The following is a 26,495-nucleotide window of genomic DNA, read 5'->3' as shown; positions in this document are numbered from 1 at the left end:
TCCAACGGAAGCCGCCGCTTCCGTTTTTTTTTGCCACCTTCACCTGCGAACGACACACTTGCGATTTTTCCTACCTCTCCTGGCCTTCATGCTGACGCTGGCCGGCGCCGCTCAGGCGCAATTCGTTCCGGTCGCCGGCCTCGGCGCGGCTCAGCTGGCGGTGGTCGTCAACGATGACGAAGCCAATAGCGTCGAGATCGGCGAGTATTACCGCAAGGCGCGCAATATCCCCGCCGCCAATATCGTCCATGTGCGCATCCCGCACCGGCCGCACAAGCTCGACGCCGAGCAGTTCGAGGCGCTGAAGGCGCAGATCGACGCCAGGCTGGGCCCCGAGATCCAGGCGGTGCTGATGGTCTGGACCGCGCCGTACGCGGTCGAGTGCAATTCGCTGACCTCGGCCTACACGCTGGGCCTGGATAGCGGACTGTGCGCCAAGAGCTGCGCTCCAAGCAAACCCAGCAGCTACTTCAATGCGCCGCAGGGCAAGCCTTACGCCGACTACCAGCTGCGCATTTCCATGCTGCTGCCGACCGAGTCGGTGGAAGCGTCGAAGGCCTTGATCGATCGCGGCGTGCTCGCCGGCTTCGCCACACCCGCCGCCACGGCCTATTTTCTGCAGACCAGCGACGTCGCGCGCAGCAGCCGCGCGCGCTTCTTCCCACGCTCGAACAAGGTGCCGTCGAAGAAGCTGACCATCAAGACCTTGCAGGCCGACAGCGTCGAGCAGGTCGGCGACATCATGGTCTACGAGACCGGCCTGGCCCAGGTGCCCAAGCTGAACACGCTCAAATTCGTGCCGGGCGCGCTGGCCGATCACCTGACCTCGTTCGGCGGCGACTTGCTGGCCGAGGGCGGGCAGATGAGCATCCTGCGCTGGCTGGACGCCGGCGCCACGGCCAGCTATGGCACCGTCAGCGAGCCGTGCAATCATTGGCAGAAATTCCCCAACCCGGCGGTGCTGCTGTCGCATTACCTGCGCGGCAACAGCGCGATCGAGGCCTACTGGAAAAGCGTGGCGTGGCCGGCGCAGGGCGTCTTCATCGGCGAGCCGCTGGCCGCCCCTTACCGCCGCTGATGCCGTTTTGGCGGCGGGCCGCCAGCGCCAGCAGGCCCAGTCCGGCCAGCCACAGCAGGTAGGTGGCCGGTTCCGGCACCGCGGGCAGGGCGCCGCCCTGCGCCAGCCAGGGGTGGCGGCCATCGCGCAGCGCCAACGGCAGCGCCGCCAGCCCGGATGGCGGCCCGGCGTTCGCCTGGGACGGCGGCTGCGGCGTGTCGAACCACCATACGCCCGCTGGCGCGCCACCGCCCTGGCTGCGGTTCCATGCCATCCAGCTATCATATTCCTGCCGTTTCTGGTCCTCCGACAGCGCCGGCAGATTGCCGTGGCGGGCGTCGCGTTCGGCGTCGCTGACGCTGCACGGGTCGAACGGGAAATCGATATTGATCCTCCTGGCGGGCTGGGGCGCGGGCGGATTGGCGGCCTGGGCGGCGTGATCGGGCGCCGGCGCGGCGGGCGCGGCCAGCACGCAGGCGCCAGCGGCGGCCGGGGCGGCTGGCGCGGCCGCGAAGGCCGGCGCCAGCCAGGGATGCAGCAGGCTGCAGGTGATGAGGACGGTGCGTAAGGTGCTCATGATGCGCGCTCCATGGCGATGGTGCGAGGCCCGGAAAGACGGCAGTCCGCAGGGTTGCTGGCTGATAATTCAAATTTCCTTAAAGTAATCCTAGCACGTGCCTGCCCTGGATGCGAGGAAAAACGGCGTTGCCGCTGAAACTATCCTTAGTCCGAACGGACTAAGGGGGTGTCATCAAGGCGTCAAGCCGGCCGTCTAATATGCAAAATGCAATGTTTAAAATCATTTTGTTAAGACCGCCGCGCCGACCTTTTCTCTCCACCAGGATCTACTCATGAAAAAAACTCCCCACCTGCCAACCGCCCAGGCTGTCGCCACGCCGGGCCGGCGCACCATCATCGCCGCAGCCCTGATGGCGGGCCTGTCGGCGTCGGCCCACGCCGATTCGCCGGTCGTGATCAGCCAGGTGTATGGCGGCGGCGGCAACTCCGGCGCCACCATCAAGAACGATTTCATCGAACTGTTCAACCGCGGCACGCAAGCGGTCAGCCTGGCCGGCTGGAGCGTGCAATACGCCAGCTCCGCCGGCTCCTCGTGGCAGGTGACCAAGATCAGCGGCGCGCCGGTGCTGCAACCGGGCCAGTACTACCTGGTGCAGGAAGCGGCCGGCACCGGCGCCGGTTCCTTGCTGACCCCTGACACCACCGGCACCATCCCGATGAGCGGCACCGCCGGCAAGATCGCGCTGGTGAACGACGCCAACGCCCTGTCCGGCGCCGCCCCGTCCAGCGCCACGCTGGTCGACCTGCTGGGCTATAACGCCGGCTTCTTCGAGGGCACGAACGGCCCAGGCCTGAGCAACACCACCGCCGCGCTGCGCGCCAACGGCGGCTGCACCGACACCGACAACAACGGCAGCGACTTCACCACCGGCGCGCCGACCCCGCGCAACAGCGCCAGCGAGCTGCATTCGTGCAGCGTGCCGCCGGCGCCGCCCATCGTCGCCAGCTGCCCGGCCAACCTGGCGATGGCGGTCGGCTTCGCCGGCTCCGCCGACCTGAGCGCGACCGACGCCGACGGCGTGGTCAACAATGCCGTCATCACCTCGACCGCTGTGCCGGGCATCAGCCTGGTGAACTTCCTGGCCGCCTCGGCCGCCGGCGCCAACGCCACCGTCAGCCTGAACGTGGCCGCCGGCGTGCCGCAGGGCAGCTACCCGGTGGTGGTGCGCTTCGATAACGACCAGGCGCAACAGACCAGCTGCACCATCAACGTCAGCGTGGCCGTGCCGACCGCCGTCAGCCACAGCATTCCGCAAATCCAGGGGCCGGGCGAGACCAGCCCCTACGCCGGCACCGTGCAGACCACCGAGGGCGTGGTCACGGCCAAGGTCGGCTCCGGCTTCTTCATCCAGGATGCGGCCGGCGACGGCAATCCGCAGACCTCGGACGGCGTGTTCGTCTACACCACCGCCGCCAACACCGGCACCGTGCAGGTGGGCGACCAGGTGCGCATCACCGGCACCGTCAGCGACTACGCGCCGGTGGCCGGCGGCCACGCCTACACCGAGCTGCAGAACATCACCGCGATCGTCAAGACCGGCAGCGGCATCGCCATCACCCCGACCAACATCGCGCTGCCATACGCCAACCTGGGCCAGGTCGAAGGCATGCTGGTGCGCTTCACCAACGCGCTGACCGTGTCGCAGCTGGAGTTCCTGGGCGACCGCGGCGAAGTGACGCTGTCGTCCGGCCGGCTGGAAGCGCCGACCAACCACTACCGCGCCGGCTCGGACCAAGCCAAAGCGCTGGCCATCGCCAACGCCGGCAACCAGATCGTGCTGGACGATGGCGTCTTCGTCACCCCGGCCACCATCCCCTACCTGGGCGCGGACGGCTCGCTGCGCGCCGGCGATACCGTCTCCGGCCTGACCGGCGTGGTCGACTTCGGCGCCAAGGGCGGCGGCGGCGCCGGCTTCAAGCTGCAGCCGACCGTGGCGCCGGTGTTCTCGCAAGATAATCCGCGCACCGCGCCGCCTGCCCTGGTGGCCGGCAACATCAAGGTCGCCAGCGCCAACGTGCTGAACTACTTCACCACCTTCACCAACGGCAGCGACGTCGAAGGCCGCAGCGGCCAGGGTTGCGCGCTCGGTTCCAGCGTCAGCAAATCCAACTGCCGCGGCGCCGACAACCTCAACGAGTTCAACCGCCAGACCGCCAAGATCGTCGGCGAACTCAAGGCCATCGACGCCGACGTCTTCGGCCTGATGGAAATCCAGAACAGCGGCGAGTACACGGTCGGCTACCTGGTCAAGGCGCTCAACGAGGCGATCGCGCCGGGCACCGGCTTCCAGACCTACGCGGTCGTGCCCAAGCCGGCCGCCACCGGCACCGACGCCATCCGCGTCGCCATGATCTACAAGCCGGCCACGCTGACCATGGTGGGCGGCGCGCTGTCCGACGCCGACAGCATCAACAACCGTCCGCCGATGGCGCAGACCTTCGTCGCCGCCAACGGCGCCAAGTTCTCGCTGATCGTCAACCACCTGAAATCGAAGGGCAGCTGCCCGACCGGTTCCGGCGCCGACGCCGACAGCGGCGACGGCCAGAGCTGCTGGAACGCCACCCGCGTCAACCAGGCCAAGCGCCTGATCAACGTGTTCGCGCCGCAAGTGGCGGCCGCCGCCGGCGACGCCAAGCTGCTGATGATCGGCGACTTCAACTCCTACGGCATGGAAGACCCGATCAAGGCCATCACCGACCTGGGCTACGTCAACCAGCTGGAGCGTTTCGTGCGCGGTGGCGGCGGCATGCCTTACTCCTTCGTCTTCAACGGCGAAGCGGGCTACCTGGACCACGCGCTGACCAACGCCGCGATGAGCGCCTCGGTGGTGGACGCGGCCGAATGGCATAACAACGCCGACGAGCCGACCGTGGTCGACTACAACACCGACGGCAAGCCGGAAGACAAGTACAGCGCCGCGCCGTACCGCGCTTCCGACCACGACCCGGTCGTCATCAGCCTGAACCTGGCCGCGCCGTACAGCGACGTCAGCGCCAGCGTCAAGGCGGTCGGCAGCGGCCTGGTGTTCAACCGCGCCACCGGCAAGTACAGCTCGACGTTCTCGGTCACCAACACCGGCGGCGCCGCGCTGAGCGGTCCGTTCCAGGTCGAGTTCGACGGCCTGCCGGCCGGCGTCACGCTGAGCAACGCCAGCGGCAGCCATGCCGGCGCGCCTTACATCACGGTCAACGCCGCCAGCCTGGCGCCGGGCGCCACCGTTTCGTTCGCGCTGAGCTTCAGCAAGACCGGCACGGCCAATATCAGCTACACCACCAAAGTCTACAGCGGCACTTTCTAAGGATACGACCATGTTCAAACCAAACTTCTCCCTGACCCTGCGCCATGCCGCGCTGGCGCTCGCGCTGAGCGGCCTCGCCGGCCTGGCTACGGCCCAGACCATGCACGTGGAACTGAACACGGCGTCGCTCGGCAGCAGCGGCTTCCTGGACCTGCAGTTCAATCCGGCGAACACCCCGGCCGCCTTCGCCAGCGCCACCATCAGCCACCTGAGCGGCTTCGGCGACCTGAGCGGCGTCGGCCTGACGGGCGACGTGCAGCAGAGCGCCGGCGGCTTCGCGTTCGGCAACACCACCGATTACAACGACCTGTTCCAGGCGTTGTCCTTCGGCGGCAAGGTCAGCTTCGACGTCACCTTCGGCGGCCTGGCCGATCCGTCGCCGGCGGCGATCCCGAGCAAGTTCGCCGTGTCCTTCTACGGCGCCGACGGCATGACGGTGCTGGGCAACGCCGAACCGGACGGCAGCCTGATGTCGCTCAGCTGGCAGCCGACCGCCGGCGCCGGCGCGCTATCGCTGGCCATCACCGACCAGACCATCGCCAACGTCAGCGCGGTGCCGGAACCGTCGGCCTGGGCCATGCTGGGCGCCGGCCTGGCGCTGGTCGGTTACGCGCGCCGCCGCAAACTCGCCGCCTAAGCTTCGTGCTGGTAAAAAAACGACACCTGCGGGTGTCGTTTTTTGCGTTTAGACAGTGTCTTCTAAATGGCAAGCCATGCAGGCGGGGACTGGATATATATCGCCAAACTCTGAATCCCGCTTGGAAATCATATTAGTAATGCCAGATTGCCTGTTGCATAGTTCTTCCTTTACACGGATTTGCCATGCGACCCGCCCCTATCCTTGTCATTGAAAACGAGCCTGCGATCCAGGAACTCATCGCCCTCAACCTGAGCATGGCCGGGCACGGCGTCCAGCGTGCGCGCGACGCCGAAAGCGCATTGCTGATGCTGGAAGACAGCCTGCCGGCCATGGTCATGCTGGACTGGAACCTGCCGGGCCAGTCCGGCCTGTCGCTGATACGCCGCTTGCGCGCGCAGCCGCGCACGCGCGACCTGCCCATCATCATGGTGACCGCCCGCTGCGGCGAGCCGGACAAGATCATGGCGCTGGAAAGCGGCGCCGACGACTACATGACCAAGCCCTTCAGCCCGCGCGAGATGGTGGCCCGCGTGCACGCGCTGCTGCGCCGCCTGCAGCCGGCCACGCAGCCGCAACTGGAGGACGCGGTGCAGATGGCCGGCCTGCGGCTCGATCCGCACACGCTGCGCGTGACGGCTGGCGCCCGCGAGCTGGCCATGGGCCGGGTCGAATTCAAACTGCTGAGCTTCCTGATGAACCACCCGGAGCGGGTCCACACCCGCGCCCAGCTGCTCGACCAGGTGTGGGGCAACGCCGTCTACCTCGACGAGCGCACCGTCGATGCCCACGTCGGCCGCCTGCGCAGCGCGCTGCAGCCCAGCGGCCACCAGGAGCACATCGAAACCGTGCGCGGCAGCGGCTACCGCTTCGTCGCTTGGGAGCGGGGCGCCAGGGCAGCGCGCGCGACGGCCAGGATCTGAGCATGGAACAATTGGTCATCTTGAGCAAGCTGGAGCAGGAATACCTGCTGCACGCGATCGAAGCGGTGCTGCCGGTGCGGCAGGCGCGCCAGCTGTGTCTGTGGACCCAGGGCCAGTTCCAGGCGCTGCTGCCGCACCGCATCATGGTCTGCCTGCAATTCGGCGCCCAGGACGAGCTGCAGCACGTCGAATGCATGCACAGCACGGTGCTGGACGCCGGCCTGCTGGCCCGCCTGGCCGACAAGGCCGACGGCCTGGCGTTGCGCCTGGCGCGCCACTGCCGCGACGGCGTGCGGCTGCCGGCCCTGCTGGACGCCAGCGCCACCACTACCGGGCCGCTGGACGCGCCGCGCCAGCCATTGGCGCCGTTCCAGGGCGAACTGCGCGCGCTGGGCCTGGACAACCTGCTGCTGCACGGCACCGAGCGCCTGCCGGGCGGCTCGACCTTCTTCGTGCTGTTCGGCCTGCCGCACCGGCCGCGCCCGCGCCACGCCTATTTCTTCGAGCTGCTGCTGCCGCATCTGCACCTGGCGCTGCAACGGGTCGGCCAGCAGCAACGCCAGGCCCGCGCCGGCGCGTTGGCGCGGCCGGTCAGCGCGCGCGAAATGGAAATCCTGCACTGGGTGCGCGAGGGCAAAAGCAACGAGGAAATCGGCCTGATCCTCGGCATCAGCGGCCTGACGGTGAAGAACCATCTGCAGCGGACGTACCGCCTGCTGGGCGTGTCCAACCGCGCCCACGCCATCGCGCGCGGCATGGCCTTGCACTTGTTCGAGCAGGCGCCGGCGCCGCTGGCGCGCGCCGCCTGAGCAAAAAAAAAGCGCCGGGCCTCGCGGCCCGGCGCCATGCACTACGTCGACAGCTTACTGGGCGCCGACGCCGCGTGCGATCCGGTCTGGCTGCGCCAACGGCACCGGATTATTGGTTTCCACTTTCAGCACCGTGGTGGCGGCGACGCTACTGTCGAGACCGAGGTACTGGATGCCACCGTAGTAGCGGGTGCCGGCCGCCAGGCCGGACCAGCTGGCGCTGACCGACGCCGTGCTGGCCGCGTACACCTGGCTCGGCACGGCGACCCGCAGCGCGCCACCGGTATCGCTGCGGTTCACCACGGCCGACGACAGCTTGAAGTCGGTCGCGCTGCCGTTGGCGGCGGCGTAGCCGATCACGCACACGCTGTAGCTGCCGGCGTCCGGCGAGGTCAGGATCACCGCCTCGTTGGCGCCGCCGTGTCCGCTGTAACCGACGACGTTTCCGCCGCTCAGCACTGCCAGGTCGAGATCGTCACCGCCGTTGCCGGAGCTGGTGTCGGCATTGAACAGCTCGAACGCCGCCACCACCGTGTTGGCGGCGATGCTGACCGGCACCACCGTGGTGCCGGTGGCGCCGCTGTTGCAGGCGGCCTTCACCTGGTCGAGCGAGTCGACAGTACCGGTGACCGCCTCGGCCACCGTCATGATGGCGCTCTTGGTGACGGCCTTCATGCCGCCGCTGGCGACGTTCATGCGGCCCGAGAAGCCGGTGCCGATGCTCAGCGAGGTGTTGCCGGTGACCTTGGTGCTGGCCAGCAGCGCCGGCGCGGTGATCGGCTTGCCGCTGCGGGCCGTGACCGGGATGCGCACGATGTGGCTGCCATCGGTCCAGGTCAGCGCACCGTACTGCCAGACGTTGTCGGCGGCGCTGGTGCGGGTCAGCTTGACGGTGAAGCTGCCGGTCGCGCCCGGCGCCAGGCTCAGCGACGACGGCGTGACCACCGTGGTGTAGCCGCTGACGCTGGCGCTGGCGCTGTAGGTGGCCTGCGCCGTGCCGACGTTGGTGACGCTGCGGCTGACGGTGACGTTGCCCAGCACATTGCCCAGCGTGATGGACGGCAGGTTCAGGTTGTAGCCGGCCAGGGTGCCGCTGCTGCACTGGCTGGTGACGCCGGCGCCGCACAGGTATTTCTTGTAGTCGGTCGCACCGGCGTCGTACACCAGGCCCGGATCGGTGGCGCCGTTCGGGTTGTAGGACTTGCCGTCGGCCGGGTGCAGCATGGTGCCGAACGGATTGATGTGGCCCGCGCCCTGCGCCCATGGCAGGATGCCCTGCTGGGTGCCGGCCAGTGCGTCGGCAAAGGTCGGGGTGGCGCTGGTCATCAGCGCCGACTTGATCGCCGCCGGCGACCAGCCCGGATGCTGCTGGCGCAACAGCGCGGCCACGCCGGCCACGTGCGGCGCGGCCATCGAGGTGCCCTGGTACAGCGCCCAGGCGGCCTGCGGCGCCAGGGTGCCGGTGTTGAGCGAGGCTTGCTGCGCCGGCGTCAGTTCCGGCGTCACGCCGGCCAGGATGTCGACGCCGGGCGCCGCCATGTCGGGCTTGAGCACGTTGCCGTCGTTGAGGTTGGGGCCGCGCGACGAGAAGTTGGCGATCACCGGCGCCGGCGACGAGCCGACCGCGTTGACGAAGTGGGTCAGCGCGGCGCTGCTGTTGGCCAGCTGGGCGTAGGCCTTGACCAGCGCGCCATCGGCGGCCGACAGGTGGACCGTCGGCACCGAGTGCACCTCGGCCACCAGGCCGGCGCCGTTGTCGACCATCACCATGCCGACGCCGCCGGCCTGCTTGACGGCCAGGCTCTTGTCGACGCGGGCGTTGGTGCCGCGCACGCAGGTGACGATCTTGCCGGCCACCTTGGCCGGGTCGAGCACGGCCACGCCGCCGTTCGAGCCGGCGCTGTAGCACAGCGTGACGAGGCTGGCGTTGGCGCCGGCCACGGCGGCGTCTTCCGAGCGGATGATCGGGGTGCCGGCCGGCAGCGCGTCGATGTTGAGCGAGGCGCCGCTGTAGGTGGCGCCGCTGCCCAGCTTGACGTCAGCCTTGAGGAAGCGGTTGTGGCTGGCTGCGGCGATGGTCGACAGCCACGGTCCGATGTGGTTGACCGTTTGCGCCGGGCCGTCGTTGCCGGCCGAGGCCGAAACGAACACGCCGGCGTTGGTGGCGCGCAGGAAGGCTTGCTCGACTGCGTCGTTCGGCGTGGTGCCGCCGCTGATCGAGTAGTTGATGACGTGCACGCCATCCTGCACGGCGCGGTCGATCGCGGCCACGCTGTCGTCGGTCCAGCAGCTGTTCTTGCCGCCGGTGGCGTCGGTGGCGTCGTTGTAGGACCAGCACACCTTGTACATGGCGATGCGCGCGCGCGGCGCCATGCCCGACAGGGCGCCCATCGGGATGCCGTTCAGCACCGAGGGCACGCCGTTGTTGCCGCCCGCCGTGCTCGAGGTGTGGGTGCCGTGGCCGCCGTGGCCGACGGTGCCGCCGATCGAGTCGCGCGGCGAGACGAATTCGGTCCAGTGCAGCGATTTGCCGGAGGCGTCGAAGCCGCTCTTGAAGTAGCGTGCGCCGATCAGCTTGTTGTTGCAGGCGGCCACGGTGAAGCCTTCGCCGGTCTGGCAGGTGCCGTTCCAGTTGGCCGGCGCGCTGTAGGCGATGCTGCCGCCCTGGTCGAAGGTCGGCACGCCGTTGCCGTCGACGCGGTCGGCGTAGGACGGGTTTTCCGGCCAGATGCCGCCGTCGACCACGCCGATGACGATGTTCTCGCCCGCGTGTTCCTTGCCGCCCAGCTGCGCCCACAGGCCGTTCGGGCCGTCCAGGCCGAGGAAGGTCGGGGTGTAGTTGGTCAGCAGGTGGTTTTCGGTGTTGGCGGTGATGGTCGACACGGCGCTGTTCGCTTGCAGGGTGCGCACTTCACCGTCGGTCAGCATGGCCGAGAAGCCGTTCAGCACCACCTTGTAGTCGTGGTTGATCGGCGCGTTCGGCACCAGCGCCTTGACGTCGGACTGCTTCTGGTCCAGGTAGTCCATGTACAGCTGCACCGTTTGCGCGCCCATCTGCAGGCGCGAGCCGGGCGCCGGCTGGGTGGCGGCCAGGCCGGCCACTTCGCCGTTGTAGGCGGCGACCGGTTTGTCGGCCAGTTGCACGATGTAGGAACGGCGGGTGTCGTCGGCGTGGGCCAGCGACGCGGCGCCGGCCAGCAACAGCGCCACGGCGGCGGCGACGGGATTGAGTTTCATCATTGTTGTTATCCTTGAACGTGAGGGGGCTTCAGGCTTTGCGGCGGCGGGCGGCGGCTGCCAGGCCCAGCAGGCCGGCGCCAAGCATCATCCAGCTCGACGGCTCGGGCACGGCCGAGGTGAGGATGTTGTCGATCGCGAACTGGCCGCGGTCGCTGTTGAACGCGGTGCAGGAGCCGCCGGCGTTGCAGGCGTAGCCGTAGACATAGAACTCGGAGAACAGCGTGGTGCTGAAGGCGCCGCTGGTGGTGTAGTTGGCGAACTCGAAGCCGTTGGCGCCGGGGGCGCCGAGGTTGAAGGTGGCGGTCTGGGTGCCGAACGCGCCGCTGGCCTGAATCTTGAGCAAGCCCGTCACGCTGGGATTGGTCGGGTCGACCGGTCCCAGGAAGGCGGCCTGGAACGACTTGATCAGGAAGCTCTGATGGTCCTGATTGCGGGTGGCGTACATCACGCTGTCGTTGACGGCGGCCAGGTAGGGGCTGTTGGTGATCGGGCACTGCAGGCTCAGCGCGCACTGGTTGGCGCCGTCGTCGACGATCATGCCGACGTAGTCGCCGGGCTGGGCAAAGGCGGAGGTGGAGAAGTTTTCAATGTAAAAGCCGTTGTTCACGTACGACGTTTCACCGTTGTACATCGCCGCGCCGGCGAGGTTGTTGAAGTCGATGGTGGTATTGGCATGGGCGGCTGGCAGGATAGCCAGCGCCAGCGAGCCGGCCAGTGCCGCTTTGATATAGCGGGACAGCACGCGGTGCAGCGGTGACTGCACAACGGTAGAGACGAAATCATCTTGCATGGAAAAACCCCTTTGATGTTTTTAATTTATTGACAACACCCACAACCCCTGATTTGCTCATTGATCAGGTTGCCTTCGAGTATAGGCATAATTGCAATTGAAGTAGGCAATTGGTCAACGATTTTTATACTAGTTAAAGGCCGTTTTTCCGCGCTTAGTTTGGTTTTGACAATGACAGTTTGATGACGGAATTCTTATAGTTTTATTTTGGAAACGTGATGAAATCACCACAGATTGCCAGAAATGAAAAGATGGAAGAGTTGCCATTTTCGTGGCGTCATGTCGACTTTCAAGAAAAGATTGTCCGGTGTGCAATCCGCGTGGTAGCCTCTGACATCTCGCCCTCAAGGCGTGCGAATTAAGGAGTGGTTCGGATGGAAGTTGCAAAGAAATACCGTCAGTCCGCGGCTCACAAGGCTGGCGGCTTTACCCTGCTGGAATTGTTGGTCGTCATCGTGATCATCGGTTTGCTGGCTGCCTATGTCGGTCCCAAGTATTTCGCCCAGCTGGGCAAGTCGGAAGTGACCATCGCCAAGGCGCAGATCGAAGCGTTTGAAAAATCGCTCGACACCTACCGCCTCGACGTCGGCCGCTACCCGACCACCGACGAAGGCCTGGCCGCCTTGCTGGTCGCGCCGGCCACGGCGGGCGCCAAGTGGAACGGGCCGTACCTGAAGAAGGGCGTGCCGCCGGACCCGTGGGGCCATCCCTACCAGTACAAGGCGCCGGGCAGCAAGTCCGAATTCGACATCACCTCGCTGGGCCGCGACGGTCAGCCCGGCGGTACCGGCGAAGACGCCGACATCACCTCACAATAAGTCTCGCCGTCACGGAAAGTAGTTTTCGCCATGCAGTTCGATGTCCGCACCTTGTCGGCCGATATGGCCATCTCCCATCTGGTGATCGATGGCCGTGATGAGGCCGACGCGCGCCGTCAGGTGGAGGCGCGCGGCCTGTACGTCAGCGCCATCGCGCCGGTGCGGGGAGGGCTCGGCCTGCGGGGTGGCAAGGCGCGCGGCAAGGGCCTCTCGCTGGTGCTGTTCAGCCAGGAGCTGCTGGCGCTGCTGACCGCCGGCCTCGGCATCGTCGAAGGCCTGGAGGCGCTGCTGGAAAAGGAAACCAGCCCCGTCACGCGCAGCGTGCTCGAGCGCCTGCTGGCCGGCCTGCGCGAAGGCCAGCGCTTTTCCGCCGTGCTGGCCGAGCAGCCCGAACTGTTCCCGCCGCTGTACATCGGCATCGTCAAGGCCGCCGAGGGCACCTCGGACCTGCCGCGTTCCCTGTCCCGTTTCATCGACTACCAGCAGCGCATCGACCTGGTGCGCGGCAAGCTGGTGTCGGCCGCGATCTATCCGTGCATCCTGCTGCTGGTCGGCGGCGGCGTCAGCCTTTTTTTAATTGGCTACGTGGTGCCGCGCTTTGCCGAGGTCTACCAGGGCGCCGGTCGCAACCTGCCGTGGCTGTCGCAGCAGATGCTGAACTGGGGCCAGTTCGCTGGCGCGCATACCACCGTGCTGCTGGGCGGCATCGCCGCCGTGCTGGGCGCGCTGGTGCTGGGCGTGCGCCAGCTGATGGGCAACGGCGGCTTCGCCCGCCTGATGGGGCGCTTGCCCGGCATCGGCGAGCGGGTGCGCATCTACGAATTGTCGCGGCTGTACCTGACCTTGGGCATGCTCAGCGAGGGCGGCATCACCATCGTCCATGCGATCGAGACCGTGCAGGGCATGGTCTCGGCCGGCATCCGCCAGAACCTGCAGGCGGCGCGCGCCGACATCGAATCTGGCCTGCCGCTGTCGACCGCCTTCGAGGCCAGCCACCTGACCACGCCGATCTCGCTGCGCATGCTGCGTGTGGGCGAGCGCACCGGCGACATGGGCCCGATGCTGACCCAATCCGCGGCCTTCTACGACGGCGAAATCAGCCGCTGGATAGAACGCTTCACCCGAACCTTTGAACCGCTGCTGATGGCCGCCATCGGCCTGGTGGTCGGCGCCATCGTGGTGCTGCTGTATATGCCGATTTTCGATCTGGCCGGAGACATGTCATGACGGCCCAGGCCACCCCGCACCTCGTCGCCGCAACGCCGGCGTTGGACATGGCCCTGGTCGCGCGCGCGCGCCACCTGCGCCAGCAATCGAAGCGCACGCTGGTCGAGGAACTGGTCGCGCTGACCGACATGGAGCCGCGCCTGGCGGTGCAGGCGCTGGCGCAGCCGTTCGGCATGGCCGTGCTGGAGACCATCGACATGCTGGGCTACACGCCGGCCTTCGAGCTGCTGCCGTTGTCGCAGGCCCTGGCGCGTCACTGCGTGCTGCTGCGCGGGCATGACGGCACGGTGGTCGGCGTGATCGCCGATCCCTTCGACCTGGACCTGCAAACCTGGCTGGGCACGCAGGCGCGCGCCACGCCACACGCGCCGCTGCAAACCCGGCTGGCGCTGCAAGCCGATATCCAGGCCTATCTGTCGAAGCAGGAAGAGTCGGCGCGCGCCACCGACACGCTGCTGCCCGGCGCCAGCGAAGGCCGGCGCGACGGCAAGACCGCCGCCGTGCTGTCGTTCGCCTCGGTGTCGGAAGCGGCCAGTCCGGCCGTCCGCCTGGTCAACTCGACCCTGTACGACGCCCTGAAGGCCGGCGCCTCCGACATCCACCTGGAAAGCACCGCCGGCGGCCTGGCCGTCAAATACCGGGTGGACGGCGTGCTCGATCACGCCACCTCGGTCAACGGCATCGACGTCGCCGAGCAGATCATCTCGCGCCTGAAGGTGCTGGCGGAGCTGGACATCGCCGAACGCCGCGTGCCGCAGGACGGCAGCTTCCGCGTCGAGGCCAACTCGCGCGAGATCGACCTGCGCGTCTCCATCATGCCGAGCATCCACGGCGAGGATGCGGTGATCCGTATTCTCGACAAGCGCGCCATGATCGAGGCCTACGGTTCGCTGACCTTGGAGGCGCTGGGCTTCGACGCGCCGTCGCTGGCCACCTTGCGCGTGCTGGCGCAGGAAGCCTACGGCATGCTGCTGGTGACCGGCCCGACCGGCTCCGGCAAGACCACCACGCTGTACGCGGCGCTGACCGAGATCCACAACGGCCGCGAAAAAATCATCACCATCGAGGACCCGGTCGAGTATCAGCTGCCGGGCATCCTGCAGATCCCGGTCAACGAGAAGAAGGGGCTGACCTTCGCCAAGGGCCTGCGCTCCATCCTGCGGCACGACCCGGACAAGATCATGGTCGGCGAGATCCGCGACCGCGAGACGGCGGAAATCGCCGTGCAGTCCGCGTTGACGGGCCACCTGGTGCTGACCACCGTCCACGCCAACAACGTGTTCGACGTGTTCGGCCGCTTCACGCACATGGGCATCGACCCGTATGCGTTTGTGTCGGCCCTGAACGGCATCTGGGCGCAGCGCCTGGTGCGCATCAACTGCCCGCATTGCGCGGCGCAGTACACGCCGGACGATCACGAACTGGCCAGCGTGGGCCTGGCCCGCGCCGACGTCTACGACTACCGCTTCATGCAGGGCAAGGGCTGCGGCGACTGCCGCGGCACCGGCTACAAGGGCCGCCGTTCGATCGCCGAGATCCTGACCTTGAACGACGAGATCCGCGAACTGATCGTCGACAAGCGGCCGATCCGCCAAATCAAGCAGGCGGCCTACGAGAACGGCACGCGCAGCCTGCGCCTGGCGGCCTTGGAACTGGTCAAACGGGGCGGCACCACGCTGTCCGAAATCAAACGAGTAACCTTGCATGCGTAGAGCAATTGGACAATCCCTGCGCATCGGCGTCTCCGGCTTCGCCGTCAGCCTGCTGCGCACCAGCCGCTGGCGCGGCGAGCCGGTGACGGTGCTGGCCGAGCATGCGTTCGCGCCCTCGGGCGAGCATCCGTTCGACGCCATCGCCAACGCCCTGCGCGCGCTGCTGGGCGAACAGCTCGGCGACAAGAGCGTGGCCGGCTGGCCGGTCAGCATCGTGCTGGCCGACGACCTGACCCGCTTGTGGCGCGTGACGCCGCCGCCGGCAGCGGCGCGGCTGGCCGACATCGAAGCGGCGGCCGGCTTCCGCTTCCAGGCGCTGTACGGCGAGGCGCCTGCGGCCTGGCAGATCTCCGGCGACTGGAACGCCACGCAACCGTTCTTCGCCGCCGCCGTGCCGCGCGCCTTGCTGGCCGTGCTGCGGCTGGTGGCGCAGGAATTCAAGCTGCACGTGGTCGGCATCGAGCCGCACTTCATCACCGCCTACAACCGCTGGCGGCGCGGCGTGAAACCGGGCGCGTGGTTCGGCCTGGTGCACGACCACCTGCTGACGCTGGCCGCCATCGAAGCCGACGGCAAGAGCATCCGCGCGATCCGCGCCTTGCCGATGCCGGCCGGGCAGGGCGCCGATCAATACTGGCTGGGCCAGACGCTGAAGCGCGAAGCGCTGCTGCTGGACATGCCCGAGCCGGAGCTGCTGCAAGTGTGCGGCGCCGCGCCGGCCGCGTGGAGCAAGCCGGTGAGCAATCCCGCGCACATCGCTTGCGCCGTGTTGGACCAGGTGCAGCAGGCATCCAGCGGCGGGCTGTCGACGATGGCGCTGCTGGCGCGCGGCGGGAGCCTGACATGAAGAGCATGAATATCGATTTCGCGCCGCGCAGCCTGCGCCGCACCTTGTTTCGCACGCATCCGGCGCTGCTGGCGCTGGCCGGCGCCGGTCTGCTGCTGTGCGCGGCCGCTGCCTTCGGCGGCTGGAAGCTGGTCGAGCAGAAGCGCCTGCGCGAGCATGAGCTGCGCCACCTGCAGGAACGCGCGGCGGCCATCTCGGCGCGGCCGGTGGAAGTGGCGCAGGTGGCGATACCGGAAGGGCAGGCCGCCTTCGTCAACGGCGCCATCCTGCAACTGAACCTGCCGTGGCGCGAGCTGCAAGATGCGGTGGCTGCGGCCACGCCGCGCAACGTCGCGCTGGTGGCGATGGAGCCGGACCCGCGCAAGCAGGTGCTGAAGATCACCGCCGAAACCAAAAACAGCGACGACATGGTGGCCTATGTGGCGGAGTTGAAGCAGCAGGAACTGTTCAGCGGCGTGATGCTGACCCGTCATGAAATCAATGAGCAGGACCCGAACCGGCCCTTGCGCTTCCAGCTGGAGGCGACATGGATAGCACGATGACCAGGATCAACGTGGCCGCCATCGTGCTGCGTGCGCGGCTGGCGCTGGTGCGCCTGGGCGCGCCGGCCTGCATCGCCATCGCATTGTGCGTGGCCGGCGCCGCGGCGTGGGCCTGGCTGCTGCCGCAGCGCGCGGCGCAGGCGCAGTTGATGGCGCGCCCCTTGCCGACGCCGGCCTCGCTGGTGACGGCGCCACCGCCGCCGTCGGCCAACCAGAACCTGGCCGGCTTCTACGAAGTGCTGGGCGAGAAGCGCTACGCCGAGCAGCAGGTCAAGGTGCTGTTCGACCTGGCGGCCAAGAACAACCTGTCGCTGAGCCAGGGCGAATACAAGGCCGCCTACGACAAGGCCAGCCGCGTCAGCACCTACCAGATCCTGCTGCCGGTGAAGGGGCCGTATCAATCGATCTGGCAGTTCGCCATGCAGGGCTTGCGCGACATGCCGTTTGCCTCGCTGGACGAAGTCGGCTTCCGCCGCGAAGTCATCGCCGAGGCCACGGTGGAGGCGCGTTTGCGCTTCACCTTGTACCTGAAGGACGGCGAGCCATGAAGCCTTATCAAATCGCGATGGGTCTCGCGCTGGCCGTCGCCGCTGGCCTGGTGCTGTTCGGCGATAACTCGCCGTCGGGAGACATCGCCGAGCCGGTGGCGCGCGGCCGCGCCACGCCGGCCGCTGCGCCTGCTCCGCGCGCCGGCAAGGAAGCCAAACCGCAGGCCGAGGTGGCGATCCTGCGCCTGACGCCGCGCCCCATGCTGGTCGGCGAATCCGGCGAGGCCACCTTCGCATCGGGCGAGGGCGTGTTCCAGGGACAGAACTGGAATCCGCCGCCGCCACCGCCGCCGCCTGTGTCCAACGCACCGCCGCCAGCGCCGGTGGCGCCGCCGATGCCGTTCACGGTGATCGGCAAGGCCGTCGCCGACGGCGCCTGGGAAGTCTACCTGGCGCGTGGCGACAAGACTTACGTCGTAAAAAACCAGACCGTCATCGACGGCACGTATCGGGTCGAGAAGATCGCGCCGCCGCTGATGTCCGTGACCTATCTGCCTTTGAACCAGGTACAACAGATCAATATTGGAGTCCTCGACTGATGGCTAGTCATCTGAAGAATTTGGGCCGCCGCGCCGCGCTGCCTGCCATGCTGGCGATCGCCCTGAGCGGTTGCGCCGGACAAATGGCCTATCGCGACGGCCGCGACCTGATCGCCAAGGACCAGCTGGAAGCGGGCCTGCTCAAGTACCAGGAAGCCGTCAAGGCCGAACCGGGCAACGCCGAATACCGCTCGGCCTATCTGCTGGCGCGCGACCGCGCCACGCTGCGCTTCCTCGACCAGGCCGAGCGGCAGCAGTCGGAAGGGCAGCTGGCGCTGGCGGAGCAGGGCTTCCGCCGCGTGCAGGCGCTGGACCCGCTCAACGAGCGCGCCCGCGCCGGCCTGCGCGCGCTGGAGCGCGACGACCGCCAGACCAGGCAGATGGCCGCCGCCGCCGAACATATGAACAAGGGCGAGTACGAACTGGCCAGGCAAAAGCTCAACGCGGTGCTGACCGAGAATCCGGCCAACGACAAGGCGCGCCTGATGCTGCGCGAGGCCAGCGACAAGATCGCGCCGCCGGCGGCGGAGCCGGGCCTGTCGAAAGCCTACAAGCAGCCGATCTCGATCGAGTTCCGCGACGCGCCGCTCAAGCAGGTGTTCGAAGTGATCTCGCGCCGCTCCGGCCTGAACTTCGTGTTCGACAAGGACGTCAAGACCGACCAGCGCACCACCGTGCTGCTGAAGAACAGCACCGTCGAATCGGCGATCTATTTCCTGCTGCTGACCAATCAGCTGGAGCAGCAGGTGATGGATGCGAACACCATCCTGATCTACCCGAACGTGGCGGCCAAGCTGAAGGAATACCAGGAGATGACGGTCAAGACCTTCTTCCTGGCCAACGCCGAGGCCAAGCTGGTGGCCAACACGCTCAAGACCATCCTCAAGTCGCGCGACGTGGTGGTCGATGAAAAACTCAATCTGCTGATCGTGCGCGACAGCCCGGAAGCGATCCGCCTGGCCGAAAAGCTGGTGGCCCTGCAGGATGCGCCGGAAGCGGAAGTGATGCTGGAAGTGGAGATCCTGGAAGTGAAGCGCGGCAGCGTGATGGACCTGGGCGTGGTGTGGCCGACCGGCGTCGGCTTGACGCCTTTGTCGACCTCGGGCGGCACCGGCATCACCATCCGCGACTTGAATAACCTGAACCAGCGCACCATCGGCGTGACCGGCATTGCGCTGGGCGTCAACGCCAACAAGAACGATACGGATTCCAACTTGCTGGCCAATCCGCGCATCCGCGTGCGCAACAAGGAAAAGGCCAAGATCGTCATCGGCGACAAGCTGCCGGTGATTACCACCACCGTCTCCTCCGGCGTGGGCGGCTTCGCCAGCGACAACGTGACCTACGTCGACGTCGGCCTGACGCTCAACGTCGAGCCGACGGTCTACCTGAACAACGAGGTGGCGATCCGTGTGCAGCTGGAGGTGAGCAACCTGACCGGCACCATCACCACCAAGAGCGGCGGCACGGCCTACCAGATCGGCACGCGCCAGGCCACCACCATGCTGCAACTGAAGGATGGCGAGAACCAGGTGCTGGCGGGCCTGATCAACAACGAGGAACGCGGCACCGCCAACCACGTGCCGGGCGCGGGCGACCTGCCGATTGTCGGCCGCCTGTTCGGCAGCAAGCGTGACGACAGCCAGAAGACCGAGATCGTGCTGTCGATTACGCCGCACCTGATCCGCAACGTGCAGCGGCCGGAAGCGGCCGCGTCGGAGTTCTCGGCCGGCACGGAGGCGAGCTTCCGCCGCCGCCCGGACCTGAGCGCGCGCCCCAACGTGGCGATGCCGCCATCGCCGGGCGCCTTGCCGCCGCCGCCGGGCGCGGTGACGGCGCCGGTGCGTCCGCTGCTGCCGGTGCAGTCGATGCCGATCTCGCAGGGCCAGCCGGCGCCGCTGCCGCCTAGCCAGGGGCAACAGCCGCAGCCGGTGCTGCCGCCGCCCGAGCCGGAGCCGGTGCCGCAACAGCCGCAGCCGGTGCAGTAAGCGCATGATGAAGCGCGGCCGTGGCTTCACGCTGATCGAGTTGCTGGTGACGCTGGCCATCCTCGGCCTGCTCAGCGCGCTGGTGGTGCCGACCGCGCAAGTGGTGGTGCAGCGTCGCCAGGAGCAGGAGCTGCGCGAGGGACTGCACCAGATCCGCGCCGCGCTGGACGCCTACAAGCTGGCCTACGACCAGGGCAGGGTCGCCAAGACGCTGGCCGCGACCGGCTATCCGAAGACGCTGGAGCTGCTGGTGGAGGGCGTGCCGGATCTGCAGAACCCCAAGCATCTGAAGATGTATTTCCTGCGCCGGGTGCCGCGCGATCCGTTCAACCCGGACGCCACGCTGGGCGAATCGCAAACCTGGGGCAAGCGCAGCTACGCCAGCGACGCCGACCAGCCGAAGGAGGGCGAGGATGTCTACGACGTCTACAGCCTGAGCGACAAGACCGGCCTGAACGGCGTACCCTACAAAAAATGGTGAACATGAAGACCAAAGGATTCACGCTGATCGAGCTGCTGGTGGTGCTGGGCATCGTCGCGCTGATGTTGACGCTGGCCGTGCCGCGCTACTTCCCCAGCATCGACAAGTCGAAGGAGGTGGTGCTGGCCGATAACCTGCGCAATGTGCGGCAGGTGCTGGACCAGTACTACGGCGACACCGGCCGCTATCCCGACTCGCTGGAGCAGCTGGTGGACAAGAAGTATCTGCGGGCGATGCCGGTCGATCCGATCACCGACAGCGATACCACCTGGGTCATCGTGCCGCCGGAAGACGCCACCAAGGGCGGCGTCTACAACATCAAGAGCGGCGCCCCCGGCAACGACCGCAGCGGCAAACCCTACTCCGACTGGTGATGGGTGCGCGACGCCGGAGCCGCAGCGGCGGCTTTACCTATCTGAGCCTGATCATCCTGCTGGCGATCATCGGGCTGGTGACGGCGTCGGCGTTGAAGCTGGGCTCGGTGATACAGCGCAGCCGGGCGGAGCAGGAGTTGCTCGATATCGGCGCCGCCTTCAGCGACGCCCTGAAAAGCTATGCCGACGCCACGCCCGCCGGCCTGCCGCCGCAGCCGCCGTCGCTGAAGGAATTGTTGAAGGACCCGCGCTTTCCCGGCACCCGCCGGCATCTGCGCCAATTGTTCGTCGACCCCATGACCGGCAAAGCCGAGTGGGGCATCGTCTATCTCGGCGACAAGGTCGGTGTGTTGGCGGTGTACAGCCTGTCAACGGCGAAGCCGGTGAAGATAGGGAACTTCCCTGCGCGCTATTCCGGGTTTGAAAGTAAGAATCATATTTCCGATTGGAAGTTTGCGATGGCGCTGGCAGGGCCTGAGCCAACCTTGATGACCGGACCGCAGCCGCAGGTTTCTGCGAAGGCGGTTGAGCAACCACAAACCGCCAGTCCTTCCGCGCCGACGGCGCCCATCCCTCCCGCGCCGCCAGCGCCGCCCGCCGAAACGCCGCCTGCACCACCGTTGGCGCCGGAAGAGCCTCAGCTTCCCAAGGGCCCGGATACGCCCGAGCCGCCGCCAGTGCCGCAGGAATAGTGGTGGGACTCGGCCGGTTGGCGGGTGCAACCGTGTTAGACATACAACAAAGCATTGCTGCAGCCGCACGCGGAGATTTTACATCCGTGCGGCACAGGCAAGAGTGGCGCGCAATAGCTGCGTTGCTTGCATAAAGTAAGCACAAAATCCGTTGCACTGCGGCATATTTTTTACGCTATGAAATAAGTTGCTACTAAGAAAACTAAAATGGAAAATTTACAATGACAAACCGTGTTGTTATGCTATTATTTGTCCCGTAGCACTTCTACACTCCTATTAACACTTCGGTGGTTGGCGAAAGCGCAGCCACAATTCGTTTGATTAAGGAAAATCACATGAAATTGAAATCTTTCGTTGCTGGCGCCCTGCTGGCCGCCGCTTCGGTTAGCGCGTTTGCAGCTGATCAAACTGTCACGCTGGACCTGAACGATGTTGTATCGTTCACCGCAACCTCGCCTATCCTGGCGGGCGGCGATGATGTCATCACTTTCGACGGCGTAACCGCTGGCCACAAGTACAATATCACCGTGACCATCAGCTCGCAGAACATCACCTGGAATGCCGCGCAGACCATGCTGAACGGCCATACCGGTAGCTTCTCGGGTAACAAACTGCAGTTCGTCGACGTGGACTACACCGGCCTGGCTCCTTTCGCGCTGACCCTGGTCGGCGGTGTGACCAAGGCTGGCAAAGCTTACGGTTACTCGGGTGACGTGGCCGTAGCGGCAGTACCAGAACCAGAAACCTACGGCATGCTGCTGGGCGGTCTGGCACTGCTGGGCGTTGTTGCTCGTCGCAAAGCAAACAAAGCAGCTTAAGTTTTCAGCTGTGACGTAAAAAAACCCGCCTCGGCGGGTTTTTTTACGTCTGGCGTTTCCAGTTCATCGGGCCGTGCGTTTGACGTCGCGCAGGCGGAAGCCCATCGCAAACAGCGCCGCGAAGTAGACCGCGCCGCACACGGCTATCAACAGCATCAGCGCGCCGATCCGCAGCAGCGTGTGGTGTTGCATGCCCAGCCAGTCCACCTGCTGCCCGCCGAACCACGCCGCCGCGCCCATCAGCACGCACGCCACCGCCAATTTGGCGCAGAACAGCGGCCAGCCCGGCTTGGGCGTGTAAATACCGCGCTTGCGCAGGCCGGCATACAGGAAGCTGGCGTTGATGCACGCGCCCAGGCCGATCGACAGCGCCAGGCCGGACACTTTGATATACGGCACGAATATCCAGTTCATCAGCTGCGTCGCGATCAGTACGCCGATGGCGATCCTGACCGGGGTGCGGATATCCTGGCGCGCGTAGAACGCCGGCGCCAGCGTCTTGACCAGGATGATGCCCAGCAGGCCGGCGCTGTAGGCGATCAGCGGGTAGGACGACTGCGTGGCCGCCTCGTCGGTGAATTTACCGTAGTGGAACAGGGTGGCGATCAGCGGCTTGGCCAGCGCGGCCATGCCCACCGCCGCAGGCAGCGCCAGCAGGAAGGTCAGGCGCAGGCCCCAGTCCAGCAGGTCGGAATATTCCTGGCTGTCGCCATCGGCCTTGGCCTTGGACAGGCTGGGCAGCAAAATCGTGCCCAGCGCCACGCCCAGCAGGGCCGTGGGGAACTCCATCAGGCGGTCGGCGTAGGACAGCCAGGAAATGCTGCCCTCGGCCAGCCGCGAGGCGATGCTGGTGTTGATCATCAGGCTGATCTGCGCGGCCGACACGGCGAACACGGCCGGTCCCATCTTCTTCAGCACGCGCCGCACGCCCGGATCGCCAAGGCCGGCGGCCGGATTCCACGACAGGCGCGGCAGCATGCCGATCTTGATCAGCGCGGGGATTTGTATCGCCACCTGCAAGATGCCGCCGACGAACACGGCGATCGCCATCGCGTAGATGGGCTGCTCCAGGTGCGATTGCAGGAACAGCGAGGCGGCGATGAAGGATATATTCAGCAACACCGGCGTGAAGGCCGGAATTTTGAACTCGCGCCAGGTGTTGAGCACGCCCCCGGCCATGGCCACGAAGGCCATGAAGCTAATATAGGGGAACATCAGCCGCGTCATCCAGACGGCGGCGTCGAAGGCGCCCGGCTGCTTGTCCAGGCCGGTGGCGATGAGGTAAACAAACAACGGCGCGCCTATAATGCCGAGTGCGCTGACGAACAAGGTCGACCACACCAGCGTGTTGGCCACATGGTCGGCCAGCGTCTTGCTCGCTTCCTGGCCGTGCTGGTTCTTGTACTCGGACAGTATCGGCACGAAGGCTTGCGAGAAGGCGCCCTCGGCAAACAGGCGGCGCAGCAGGTTGGGAATGCGGAACGCGACGATGAAAGCGTCCGTGTAGGCGCCGGCGCCAAAGGCCCGGGCAAACAAGGTTTCACGCAATAATCCGGTTATGCGGGACAGCATGGTCATGCTGGAGATGGCGGCTAGAGTTTTAAGCAAGTTCATGGGCAGTGATTATAGTTGCTCCTGACGGAAAACATCGCTATAATCGCAGGCTGTACAGAATTCTGTTACGCAGACACTAATGTTTGGCAGGCAGTAGTTTGACTCACATGGTTCGGCAGACGCACTGAACGCACCTGTTTGGCAAACAATAATGTTTGCAAACGCACCTTTACCCTGTTTTAGGAAATTCCATGGCAAATACCGCACAAGCGCGCAAGCGCGCTCGTCAAGCAGTCAAGCAAAACGCTCACAACTCGTCCCAGCGTTCGACCCTGCGTACCGCTATCAAAGCAGTACGCAAAGCGATCCAAGGCGGCGACAAAGCTGCTGCGACGGCAATCTTCCAATCGTCCGTGTCGACCATCGACAGCATCGCGGACAAGAAGATCATCCACAAAAACAAGGCAGCTCGCCATAAGAGCCGTCTGGCAGCTGCCCTGAAGGCACTGTCCGCTTAATCCCCTCGCTGGGATTTAAAGCAAGAACCCGCCTGACCTTTGGTCAGTGCGGGTTTTTTCGCATGGTTGGACGTAAAAAAAGCCGGCCCGAGGCCGGCTTGCTGGCGCTGCAGCGCTTACTTGGCTGGCATCGAGGCCGAGGCCGAGGCCGAAGCTTCTGCCGAGGCTTTCTTGTGTTTGGCTTTCTTGGCTTTTGGTGCGGAAGCGGAGGCGGAGGCCGATGCGGAAGGGGCCGATGCCATCGGGGCCGAAGCCGCGGCCGAAGCGGATGCCGACGCCGATGGGGCGGCAGCAAAAGCGGAAGCGGCAAACAGGGAGGCAACCAGGGCAGCGATGATCTTGGACATGATGAGTTCCTTTGGCAGTGGATTGAACCGGCTAAAAAAAACGAAGATTCATATGAATCTATCTCATTAACGCTGCCCGAAAATTTCCAGTTGACACAAAAACGCACAAAAAGCGGAATTTTATTTGCTGCGACGCATCAATCTAGCCGGCCAGGTCCTTGGCCGATACCTCCATCCATTCGCCCGGCATCAGCGGGTGGGTGGCCAGCGAAATGGCGCCGATGGCGCTGCGCACCAGCCGCAAGGTCGGCAGGCCGACCGCCGCCGTCATGCGCCGCACCTGGCGATTCTTGCCTTCCTGTAGCGTGATCGCCAGCCAGCTGGTCGGATGTTCGGCCCGGCTGCGGATCGGCGGATTGCGCGGCCACAGCCACGCCGGCTCGGCGATTTGCACCGCCTTGCAGGGTTTGGTGACGAAGTCGCCCAGGTCCAGCGGCGCTTGCAGCCGGGCCAGGCTGTCGGCGTCCGGCACGCCATCGACCTGCACCAGGTAAATCTTCGCTTCCTTGTGGTCGGGGTGGGCGATGCTGTGTTGCAGCTTGCCGTCGTCGGTCAGCAGCATCAGGCCTTCGCTGTCGGCATCGAGGCGGCCGGCGGGGTAGATGTTGGGGATCTTCAGGTGGTCGGCCAGGGTGGCGCGGCCGTCCTGTGGAGAGAACTGGCACAGGACCTGGAAAGGTTTGTTAAATAGAATGAGGGACATACTTCTCTTAAGATGATTTTGGTGTAGGCTTGACGGCCGGTGGAGGAAAACCGTAGCGCCCACTAAAATACTGGTGCATAATGTGAAACAGAGTCTTATGTCTTATAGAAGACCTAGGATAAATGTACTAAACCGGCAACGCCCATTTCGGAGATCACGATGTATCAGCATATCAAAGTACCTGCCGACGGCCAAAAAATCACCGTCAACGCCGATTTTTCCCTGAATGTACCAGATAACCCGATCATTCCCTACATCGAGGGTGATGGCACCGGCGTCGATATCAGCCCGGTCATGATCAAGGTGATCGATGCGGCGGTGGCCAAGTCCTACGGCGGCAAGCGCAAGATCAGCTGGATGGAAATCTTCGCCGGCGAAAAATCGACCACCGTGTACGGCCCGGACGTCTGGCTGCCGGAAGAAACCCTGACCGTGCTGAAGGACTACGTGGTTTCGATCAAGGGCCCGCTGACCACCCCGGTCGGCGGCGGCATCCGTTCGCTCAACGTGGCCCTGCGCCAGCAGCTCGACCTGTACGTCTGCCTGCGCCCGGTGCGCTACTTCACCGGCGTGCCTTCGCCGGTCAAAGAGCCTGAGAAGACCGACATGGTGATCTTCCGCGAGAACTCGGAAGACATCTACGCCGGCATCGAATACCAGCAGGGTTCGGAGGGCGCCAAGAAGCTGATGGACTTCCTGATCAAGGAAATGGGCGTCACCAAGATCCGCTTCCCGGAAACCTCGGGCCTGGGCATCAAGCCGGTGTCGATCGAAGGCACGCAGCGCCTGGTGCGCAAGGCGATCCAGTACGCCATCGACAATGACAAGCCATCGGTGACCATCGTCCACAAGGGCAACATCATGAAGTACACCGAGGGTGGCTTCCGTGACTGGGCCTACGAACTGGCGCAAAAAGAATTCGGCGCCGAGCTGATCGACGGCGGCCCATGGTGCAAGTTCAAGAATCCAAGGACCGGCCGCGACATCATCATCAAGGATTCGATCGCCGACGCCTTCCTGCAACAGATCCTGCTGCGTCCTATCGAGTACAGCGTGATCGCCACCCTGAACCTGAACGGCGACTACATCTCCGACGCGCTGGCGGCGCAAGTGGGCGGCATCGGCATCGCGCCGGGCGCCAACCTGTCGGACTCGGTGGCGATGTTCGAAGCCACCCACGGCACCGCGCCTAAGTACGCCGGCAAGGACTATGTGAACCCGGGTTCGCTGATCCTGTCCGCCGAAATGATGCTGCGCCACATGGGCTGGATCGAAGCGGCCGACCTGATCATCAAGGCGATGGAGAAAGCCATCGACTCGAAGAAGGTCACCTACGACTTCGCCCGCCTGATGGAGGGCGCGACCCAGGTATCGTGCTCCGGCTTCGGCGACGTGATGATCGAGCAGATGTAAGACAGCCACTGGCACACACCAGCCCCGCCTCCGCAATGGA

Annotated in this window: 25 protein-coding genes; 20 read left to right on the top strand and 5 right to left on the bottom strand. The window is 65.7% G+C overall.

The genetic code is table 11. The annotated features are described in order from the left end of the window. The first annotated feature begins 88 nt into the window (after nt 1-88). The gene (locus KVP70_RS03250) at nt 89-1,078 is read left to right on the top strand and encodes a TIGR03790 family protein (RefSeq protein ID WP_217941131.1); all 990 of its coding nucleotides are present in this window, start codon (nt 89-91) and stop codon (nt 1,076-1,078) included. Here the strand turns inward: KVP70_RS03250 and KVP70_RS34145 are convergent. Further along, entirely contained in the window at nt 1,041-1,634 is a 594-nt protein-coding gene (locus KVP70_RS34145; protein WP_229224574.1) for a PEP-CTERM sorting domain-containing protein, read from the bottom strand. The genes KVP70_RS03250 and KVP70_RS34145 overlap by 38 nt on opposite strands. Before the next feature lie 274 nt (nt 1,635-1,908). Between KVP70_RS34145 and KVP70_RS03240 the strand changes: the two genes are divergently transcribed. From KVP70_RS03240 to epsA, 4 genes are all read left to right on the top strand, one after another. After that, the gene (locus KVP70_RS03240; RefSeq protein ID WP_217940610.1) at nt 1,909-4,935 is read left to right on the top strand and encodes an ExeM/NucH family extracellular endonuclease; all 3,027 of its coding nucleotides are present in this window, start codon (nt 1,909-1,911) and stop codon (nt 4,933-4,935) included. A 10-nt stretch (nt 4,936-4,945) separates the two neighbouring features. Next, the gene (locus KVP70_RS03235) at nt 4,946-5,572 is read left to right on the top strand and encodes an NF038129 family PEP-CTERM protein (RefSeq protein WP_217940609.1); all 627 of its coding nucleotides are present in this window, start codon (nt 4,946-4,948) and stop codon (nt 5,570-5,572) included. A 185-nt stretch (nt 5,573-5,757) separates the two neighbouring features. After that, a complete protein-coding gene (gene phoB, locus KVP70_RS03230) occupies nt 5,758-6,495 on the top strand; it encodes a phosphate regulon transcriptional regulator PhoB (protein ID WP_217940608.1) in 738 nt (245 codons plus the stop codon). Nucleotides 6,496-6,497: 2 nt separating this feature from the next. Next, nucleotides 6,498-7,304 (top strand): XrtB/PEP-CTERM-associated transcriptional regulator EpsA, encoded by an 807-nt coding sequence (epsA, locus tag KVP70_RS03225; protein WP_217940607.1) that lies wholly within the window; start codon nt 6,498-6,500, stop codon nt 7,302-7,304. A gap of 54 nt (nt 7,305-7,358) precedes the next feature. Here epsA and KVP70_RS03220 read toward each other — a convergent pair whose 3' ends face one another. Together KVP70_RS03220 and KVP70_RS03215 are read right to left on the bottom strand one after the other, a co-directional pair. After that, nucleotides 7,359-10,544 carry a S8 family serine peptidase gene (locus KVP70_RS03220; protein ID WP_217940606.1) on the bottom strand — a complete coding sequence of 1,062 codons (3,186 nt, stop codon included), beginning with the start codon at nt 10,542-10,544 and terminating at the stop codon, nt 7,359-7,361. A 28-nt stretch (nt 10,545-10,572) separates the two neighbouring features. Continuing rightward, on the bottom strand, nt 10,573-11,334 hold the full coding sequence (locus KVP70_RS03215; protein WP_217940605.1) for an NF038120 family PEP-CTERM protein: 762 nt from the start codon (nt 11,332-11,334) through the stop codon (nt 10,573-10,575). Between the two features lie 374 nt (nt 11,335-11,708). Here KVP70_RS03215 and gspG point away from each other — a divergent pair, with 374 nt between their 5' ends. The 12 genes from gspG to KVP70_RS03155 all read left to right on the top strand — a co-directional run bounded on the left by gspG (nt 11,709) and on the right by KVP70_RS03155 (nt 21,920). Then, nucleotides 11,709-12,152 carry a type II secretion system major pseudopilin GspG gene (gene gspG / locus KVP70_RS03210; protein ID WP_217940604.1) on the top strand — a complete coding sequence of 148 codons (444 nt, stop codon included), beginning with the start codon at nt 11,709-11,711 and terminating at the stop codon, nt 12,150-12,152. A 30-nt stretch (nt 12,153-12,182) separates the two neighbouring features. Further along, on the top strand, nt 12,183-13,379 hold the full coding sequence (locus KVP70_RS03205) for a type II secretion system F family protein (RefSeq protein ID WP_217940603.1): 1,197 nt from the start codon (nt 12,183-12,185) through the stop codon (nt 13,377-13,379). Next, nucleotides 13,376-15,091, top strand: a complete 1,716-nt coding sequence (locus KVP70_RS03200) for a GspE/PulE family protein (protein ID WP_217940602.1) — start codon at nt 13,376-13,378, stop codon at nt 15,089-15,091. Before KVP70_RS03205 ends, KVP70_RS03200 begins: the two co-directional genes overlap by 4 nt. Beyond that, nucleotides 15,084-15,938: a hypothetical protein gene (locus KVP70_RS03195; protein WP_217940600.1), complete on the top strand. Its 855-nt coding sequence runs from the start codon at nt 15,084-15,086 to the stop codon at nt 15,936-15,938. Before KVP70_RS03200 ends, KVP70_RS03195 begins: the two co-directional genes overlap by 8 nt. Further along, a complete protein-coding gene (locus KVP70_RS03190; RefSeq protein WP_217940599.1) occupies nt 15,935-16,480 on the top strand; it encodes a PilN domain-containing protein in 546 nt (181 codons plus the stop codon). Before KVP70_RS03195 ends, KVP70_RS03190 begins: the two co-directional genes overlap by 4 nt. Then, entirely contained in the window at nt 16,465-17,028 is a 564-nt protein-coding gene (locus tag KVP70_RS03185) for a hypothetical protein (RefSeq protein ID WP_229224573.1), read from the top strand. The genes KVP70_RS03190 and KVP70_RS03185 overlap by 16 nt, the downstream gene beginning before the upstream one ends. Further along, a complete protein-coding gene (locus KVP70_RS03180) occupies nt 17,025-17,567 on the top strand; it encodes a hypothetical protein (RefSeq protein WP_217940598.1) in 543 nt (180 codons plus the stop codon). The genes KVP70_RS03185 and KVP70_RS03180 overlap by 4 nt, the downstream gene beginning before the upstream one ends. Further along, complete coding sequence (locus KVP70_RS03175; protein WP_217940597.1) at nt 17,567-19,555, top strand: secretin GspD/PilQ domain-containing protein; 1,989 nt, start codon at nt 17,567-17,569, stop codon at nt 19,553-19,555. Before KVP70_RS03180 ends, KVP70_RS03175 begins: the two co-directional genes overlap by 1 nt. Before the next feature lie 4 nt (nt 19,556-19,559). After that, a complete protein-coding gene (locus KVP70_RS03170; RefSeq protein ID WP_217940595.1) occupies nt 19,560-20,036 on the top strand; it encodes a type II secretion system protein in 477 nt (158 codons plus the stop codon). Beyond that, nucleotides 20,030-20,410: a type II secretion system protein gene (locus KVP70_RS03165; RefSeq protein WP_217940593.1), complete on the top strand. Its 381-nt coding sequence runs from the start codon at nt 20,030-20,032 to the stop codon at nt 20,408-20,410. Before KVP70_RS03170 ends, KVP70_RS03165 begins: the two co-directional genes overlap by 7 nt. Beyond that, on the top strand, nt 20,410-21,102 hold the full coding sequence (locus tag KVP70_RS03160; protein ID WP_217940592.1) for a type II secretion system protein: 693 nt from the start codon (nt 20,410-20,412) through the stop codon (nt 21,100-21,102). Before KVP70_RS03165 ends, KVP70_RS03160 begins: the two co-directional genes overlap by 1 nt. Nucleotides 21,103-21,437: 335 nt before the next feature. Beyond that, nucleotides 21,438-21,920 (top strand): FxDxF family PEP-CTERM protein, encoded by a 483-nt coding sequence (locus KVP70_RS03155; RefSeq protein ID WP_217940591.1) that lies wholly within the window; start codon nt 21,438-21,440, stop codon nt 21,918-21,920. A 63-nt stretch (nt 21,921-21,983) separates the two neighbouring features. Here the strand turns inward: KVP70_RS03155 and murJ are convergent, their stop codons facing one another. Continuing rightward, nucleotides 21,984-23,534: a murein biosynthesis integral membrane protein MurJ gene (gene murJ / locus KVP70_RS03150; protein WP_217940590.1), complete on the bottom strand. Its 1,551-nt coding sequence runs from the start codon at nt 23,532-23,534 to the stop codon at nt 21,984-21,986. A gap of 191 nt (nt 23,535-23,725) precedes the next feature. Between murJ and rpsT the strand changes: the two genes are divergently transcribed. Both rpsT and KVP70_RS03140 read left to right on the top strand, forming a co-directional pair. Continuing rightward, entirely contained in the window at nt 23,726-23,992 is a 267-nt protein-coding gene (gene rpsT / locus KVP70_RS03145) for a 30S ribosomal protein S20 (RefSeq protein ID WP_008446456.1), read from the top strand. A 120-nt stretch (nt 23,993-24,112) separates the two neighbouring features. Continuing rightward, nucleotides 24,113-24,409 carry a hypothetical protein gene (locus KVP70_RS03140; protein ID WP_217940589.1) on the top strand — a complete coding sequence of 99 codons (297 nt, stop codon included), beginning with the start codon at nt 24,113-24,115 and terminating at the stop codon, nt 24,407-24,409. 72 nt (nt 24,410-24,481) lie between these two features. Here the strand turns inward: KVP70_RS03140 and KVP70_RS03135 are convergent, their stop codons facing one another. Continuing rightward, nucleotides 24,482-25,042 (bottom strand): pseudouridine synthase, encoded by a 561-nt coding sequence (locus KVP70_RS03135; protein ID WP_217940588.1) that lies wholly within the window; start codon nt 25,040-25,042, stop codon nt 24,482-24,484. Nucleotides 25,043-25,201: 159 nt separating this feature from the next. Here KVP70_RS03135 and icd point away from each other — a divergent pair, with 159 nt between their 5' ends. After that, nucleotides 25,202-26,455, top strand: coding sequence for an NADP-dependent isocitrate dehydrogenase (icd, locus tag KVP70_RS03130; RefSeq protein ID WP_217940587.1), 1,254 nt, complete (start codon nt 25,202-25,204; stop codon nt 26,453-26,455). The last annotated feature ends 40 nt before the right edge of the window (nt 26,456-26,495 follow it).

Source organism: Duganella violaceipulchra (genome assembly GCF_019166075.1).
Lineage (GTDB): Bacteria > Pseudomonadota > Gammaproteobacteria > Burkholderiales > Burkholderiaceae_D > Rugamonas > Rugamonas violaceipulchra.
The sequence above is the reverse complement of the archived record's forward strand: the minus strand, read 5'-3'. Positions and strand labels throughout refer to the sequence as shown.

Excerpts from the sequence above, each read along its gene's own strand:
- KVP70_RS03250 (WP_217941131.1), top strand. The coding sequence starts at position 89 with ATGCTGACGCTGGCCGGCGCCGCTCAGGCGCAATTCGTTCCGGTCGCC.
- KVP70_RS34145 (WP_229224574.1), bottom strand. The coding sequence starts at position 1,634 with ATGAGCACCTTACGCACCGTCCTCATCACCTGCAGCCTGCTGCATCCC.
- KVP70_RS03240 (WP_217940610.1), top strand. The coding sequence starts at position 1,909 with ATGAAAAAAACTCCCCACCTGCCAACCGCCCAGGCTGTCGCCACGCCG.
- KVP70_RS03235 (WP_217940609.1), top strand. The coding sequence starts at position 4,946 with ATGTTCAAACCAAACTTCTCCCTGACCCTGCGCCATGCCGCGCTGGCG.
- phoB (WP_217940608.1), top strand. The coding sequence starts at position 5,758 with ATGCGACCCGCCCCTATCCTTGTCATTGAAAACGAGCCTGCGATCCAG.
- epsA (WP_217940607.1), top strand. The coding sequence starts at position 6,498 with ATGGAACAATTGGTCATCTTGAGCAAGCTGGAGCAGGAATACCTGCTG.
- KVP70_RS03220 (WP_217940606.1), bottom strand. The coding sequence starts at position 10,544 with ATGATGAAACTCAATCCCGTCGCCGCCGCCGTGGCGCTGTTGCTGGCC.
- KVP70_RS03215 (WP_217940605.1), bottom strand. The coding sequence starts at position 11,334 with ATGCAAGATGATTTCGTCTCTACCGTTGTGCAGTCACCGCTGCACCGC.
- gspG (WP_217940604.1), top strand. The coding sequence starts at position 11,709 with ATGGAAGTTGCAAAGAAATACCGTCAGTCCGCGGCTCACAAGGCTGGC.
- KVP70_RS03205 (WP_217940603.1), top strand. The coding sequence starts at position 12,183 with ATGCAGTTCGATGTCCGCACCTTGTCGGCCGATATGGCCATCTCCCAT.
- KVP70_RS03200 (WP_217940602.1), top strand. The coding sequence starts at position 13,376 with ATGACGGCCCAGGCCACCCCGCACCTCGTCGCCGCAACGCCGGCGTTG.
- KVP70_RS03195 (WP_217940600.1), top strand. The coding sequence starts at position 15,084 with ATGCGTAGAGCAATTGGACAATCCCTGCGCATCGGCGTCTCCGGCTTC.
- KVP70_RS03190 (WP_217940599.1), top strand. The coding sequence starts at position 15,935 with ATGAAGAGCATGAATATCGATTTCGCGCCGCGCAGCCTGCGCCGCACC.
- KVP70_RS03185 (WP_229224573.1), top strand. The coding sequence starts at position 16,465 with ATGGATAGCACGATGACCAGGATCAACGTGGCCGCCATCGTGCTGCGT.
- KVP70_RS03180 (WP_217940598.1), top strand. The coding sequence starts at position 17,025 with ATGAAGCCTTATCAAATCGCGATGGGTCTCGCGCTGGCCGTCGCCGCT.
- KVP70_RS03175 (WP_217940597.1), top strand. The coding sequence starts at position 17,567 with ATGGCTAGTCATCTGAAGAATTTGGGCCGCCGCGCCGCGCTGCCTGCC.
- KVP70_RS03170 (WP_217940595.1), top strand. The coding sequence starts at position 19,560 with ATGATGAAGCGCGGCCGTGGCTTCACGCTGATCGAGTTGCTGGTGACG.
- KVP70_RS03165 (WP_217940593.1), top strand. The coding sequence starts at position 20,030 with ATGGTGAACATGAAGACCAAAGGATTCACGCTGATCGAGCTGCTGGTG.
- KVP70_RS03160 (WP_217940592.1), top strand. The coding sequence starts at position 20,410 with ATGGGTGCGCGACGCCGGAGCCGCAGCGGCGGCTTTACCTATCTGAGC.
- KVP70_RS03155 (WP_217940591.1), top strand. The coding sequence starts at position 21,438 with ATGAAATTGAAATCTTTCGTTGCTGGCGCCCTGCTGGCCGCCGCTTCG.
- murJ (WP_217940590.1), bottom strand. The coding sequence starts at position 23,534 with ATGAACTTGCTTAAAACTCTAGCCGCCATCTCCAGCATGACCATGCTG.
- rpsT (WP_008446456.1), top strand. The coding sequence starts at position 23,726 with ATGGCAAATACCGCACAAGCGCGCAAGCGCGCTCGTCAAGCAGTCAAG.
- KVP70_RS03135 (WP_217940588.1), bottom strand. The coding sequence starts at position 25,042 with ATGTCCCTCATTCTATTTAACAAACCTTTCCAGGTCCTGTGCCAGTTC.
- icd (WP_217940587.1), top strand. The coding sequence starts at position 25,202 with ATGTATCAGCATATCAAAGTACCTGCCGACGGCCAAAAAATCACCGTC.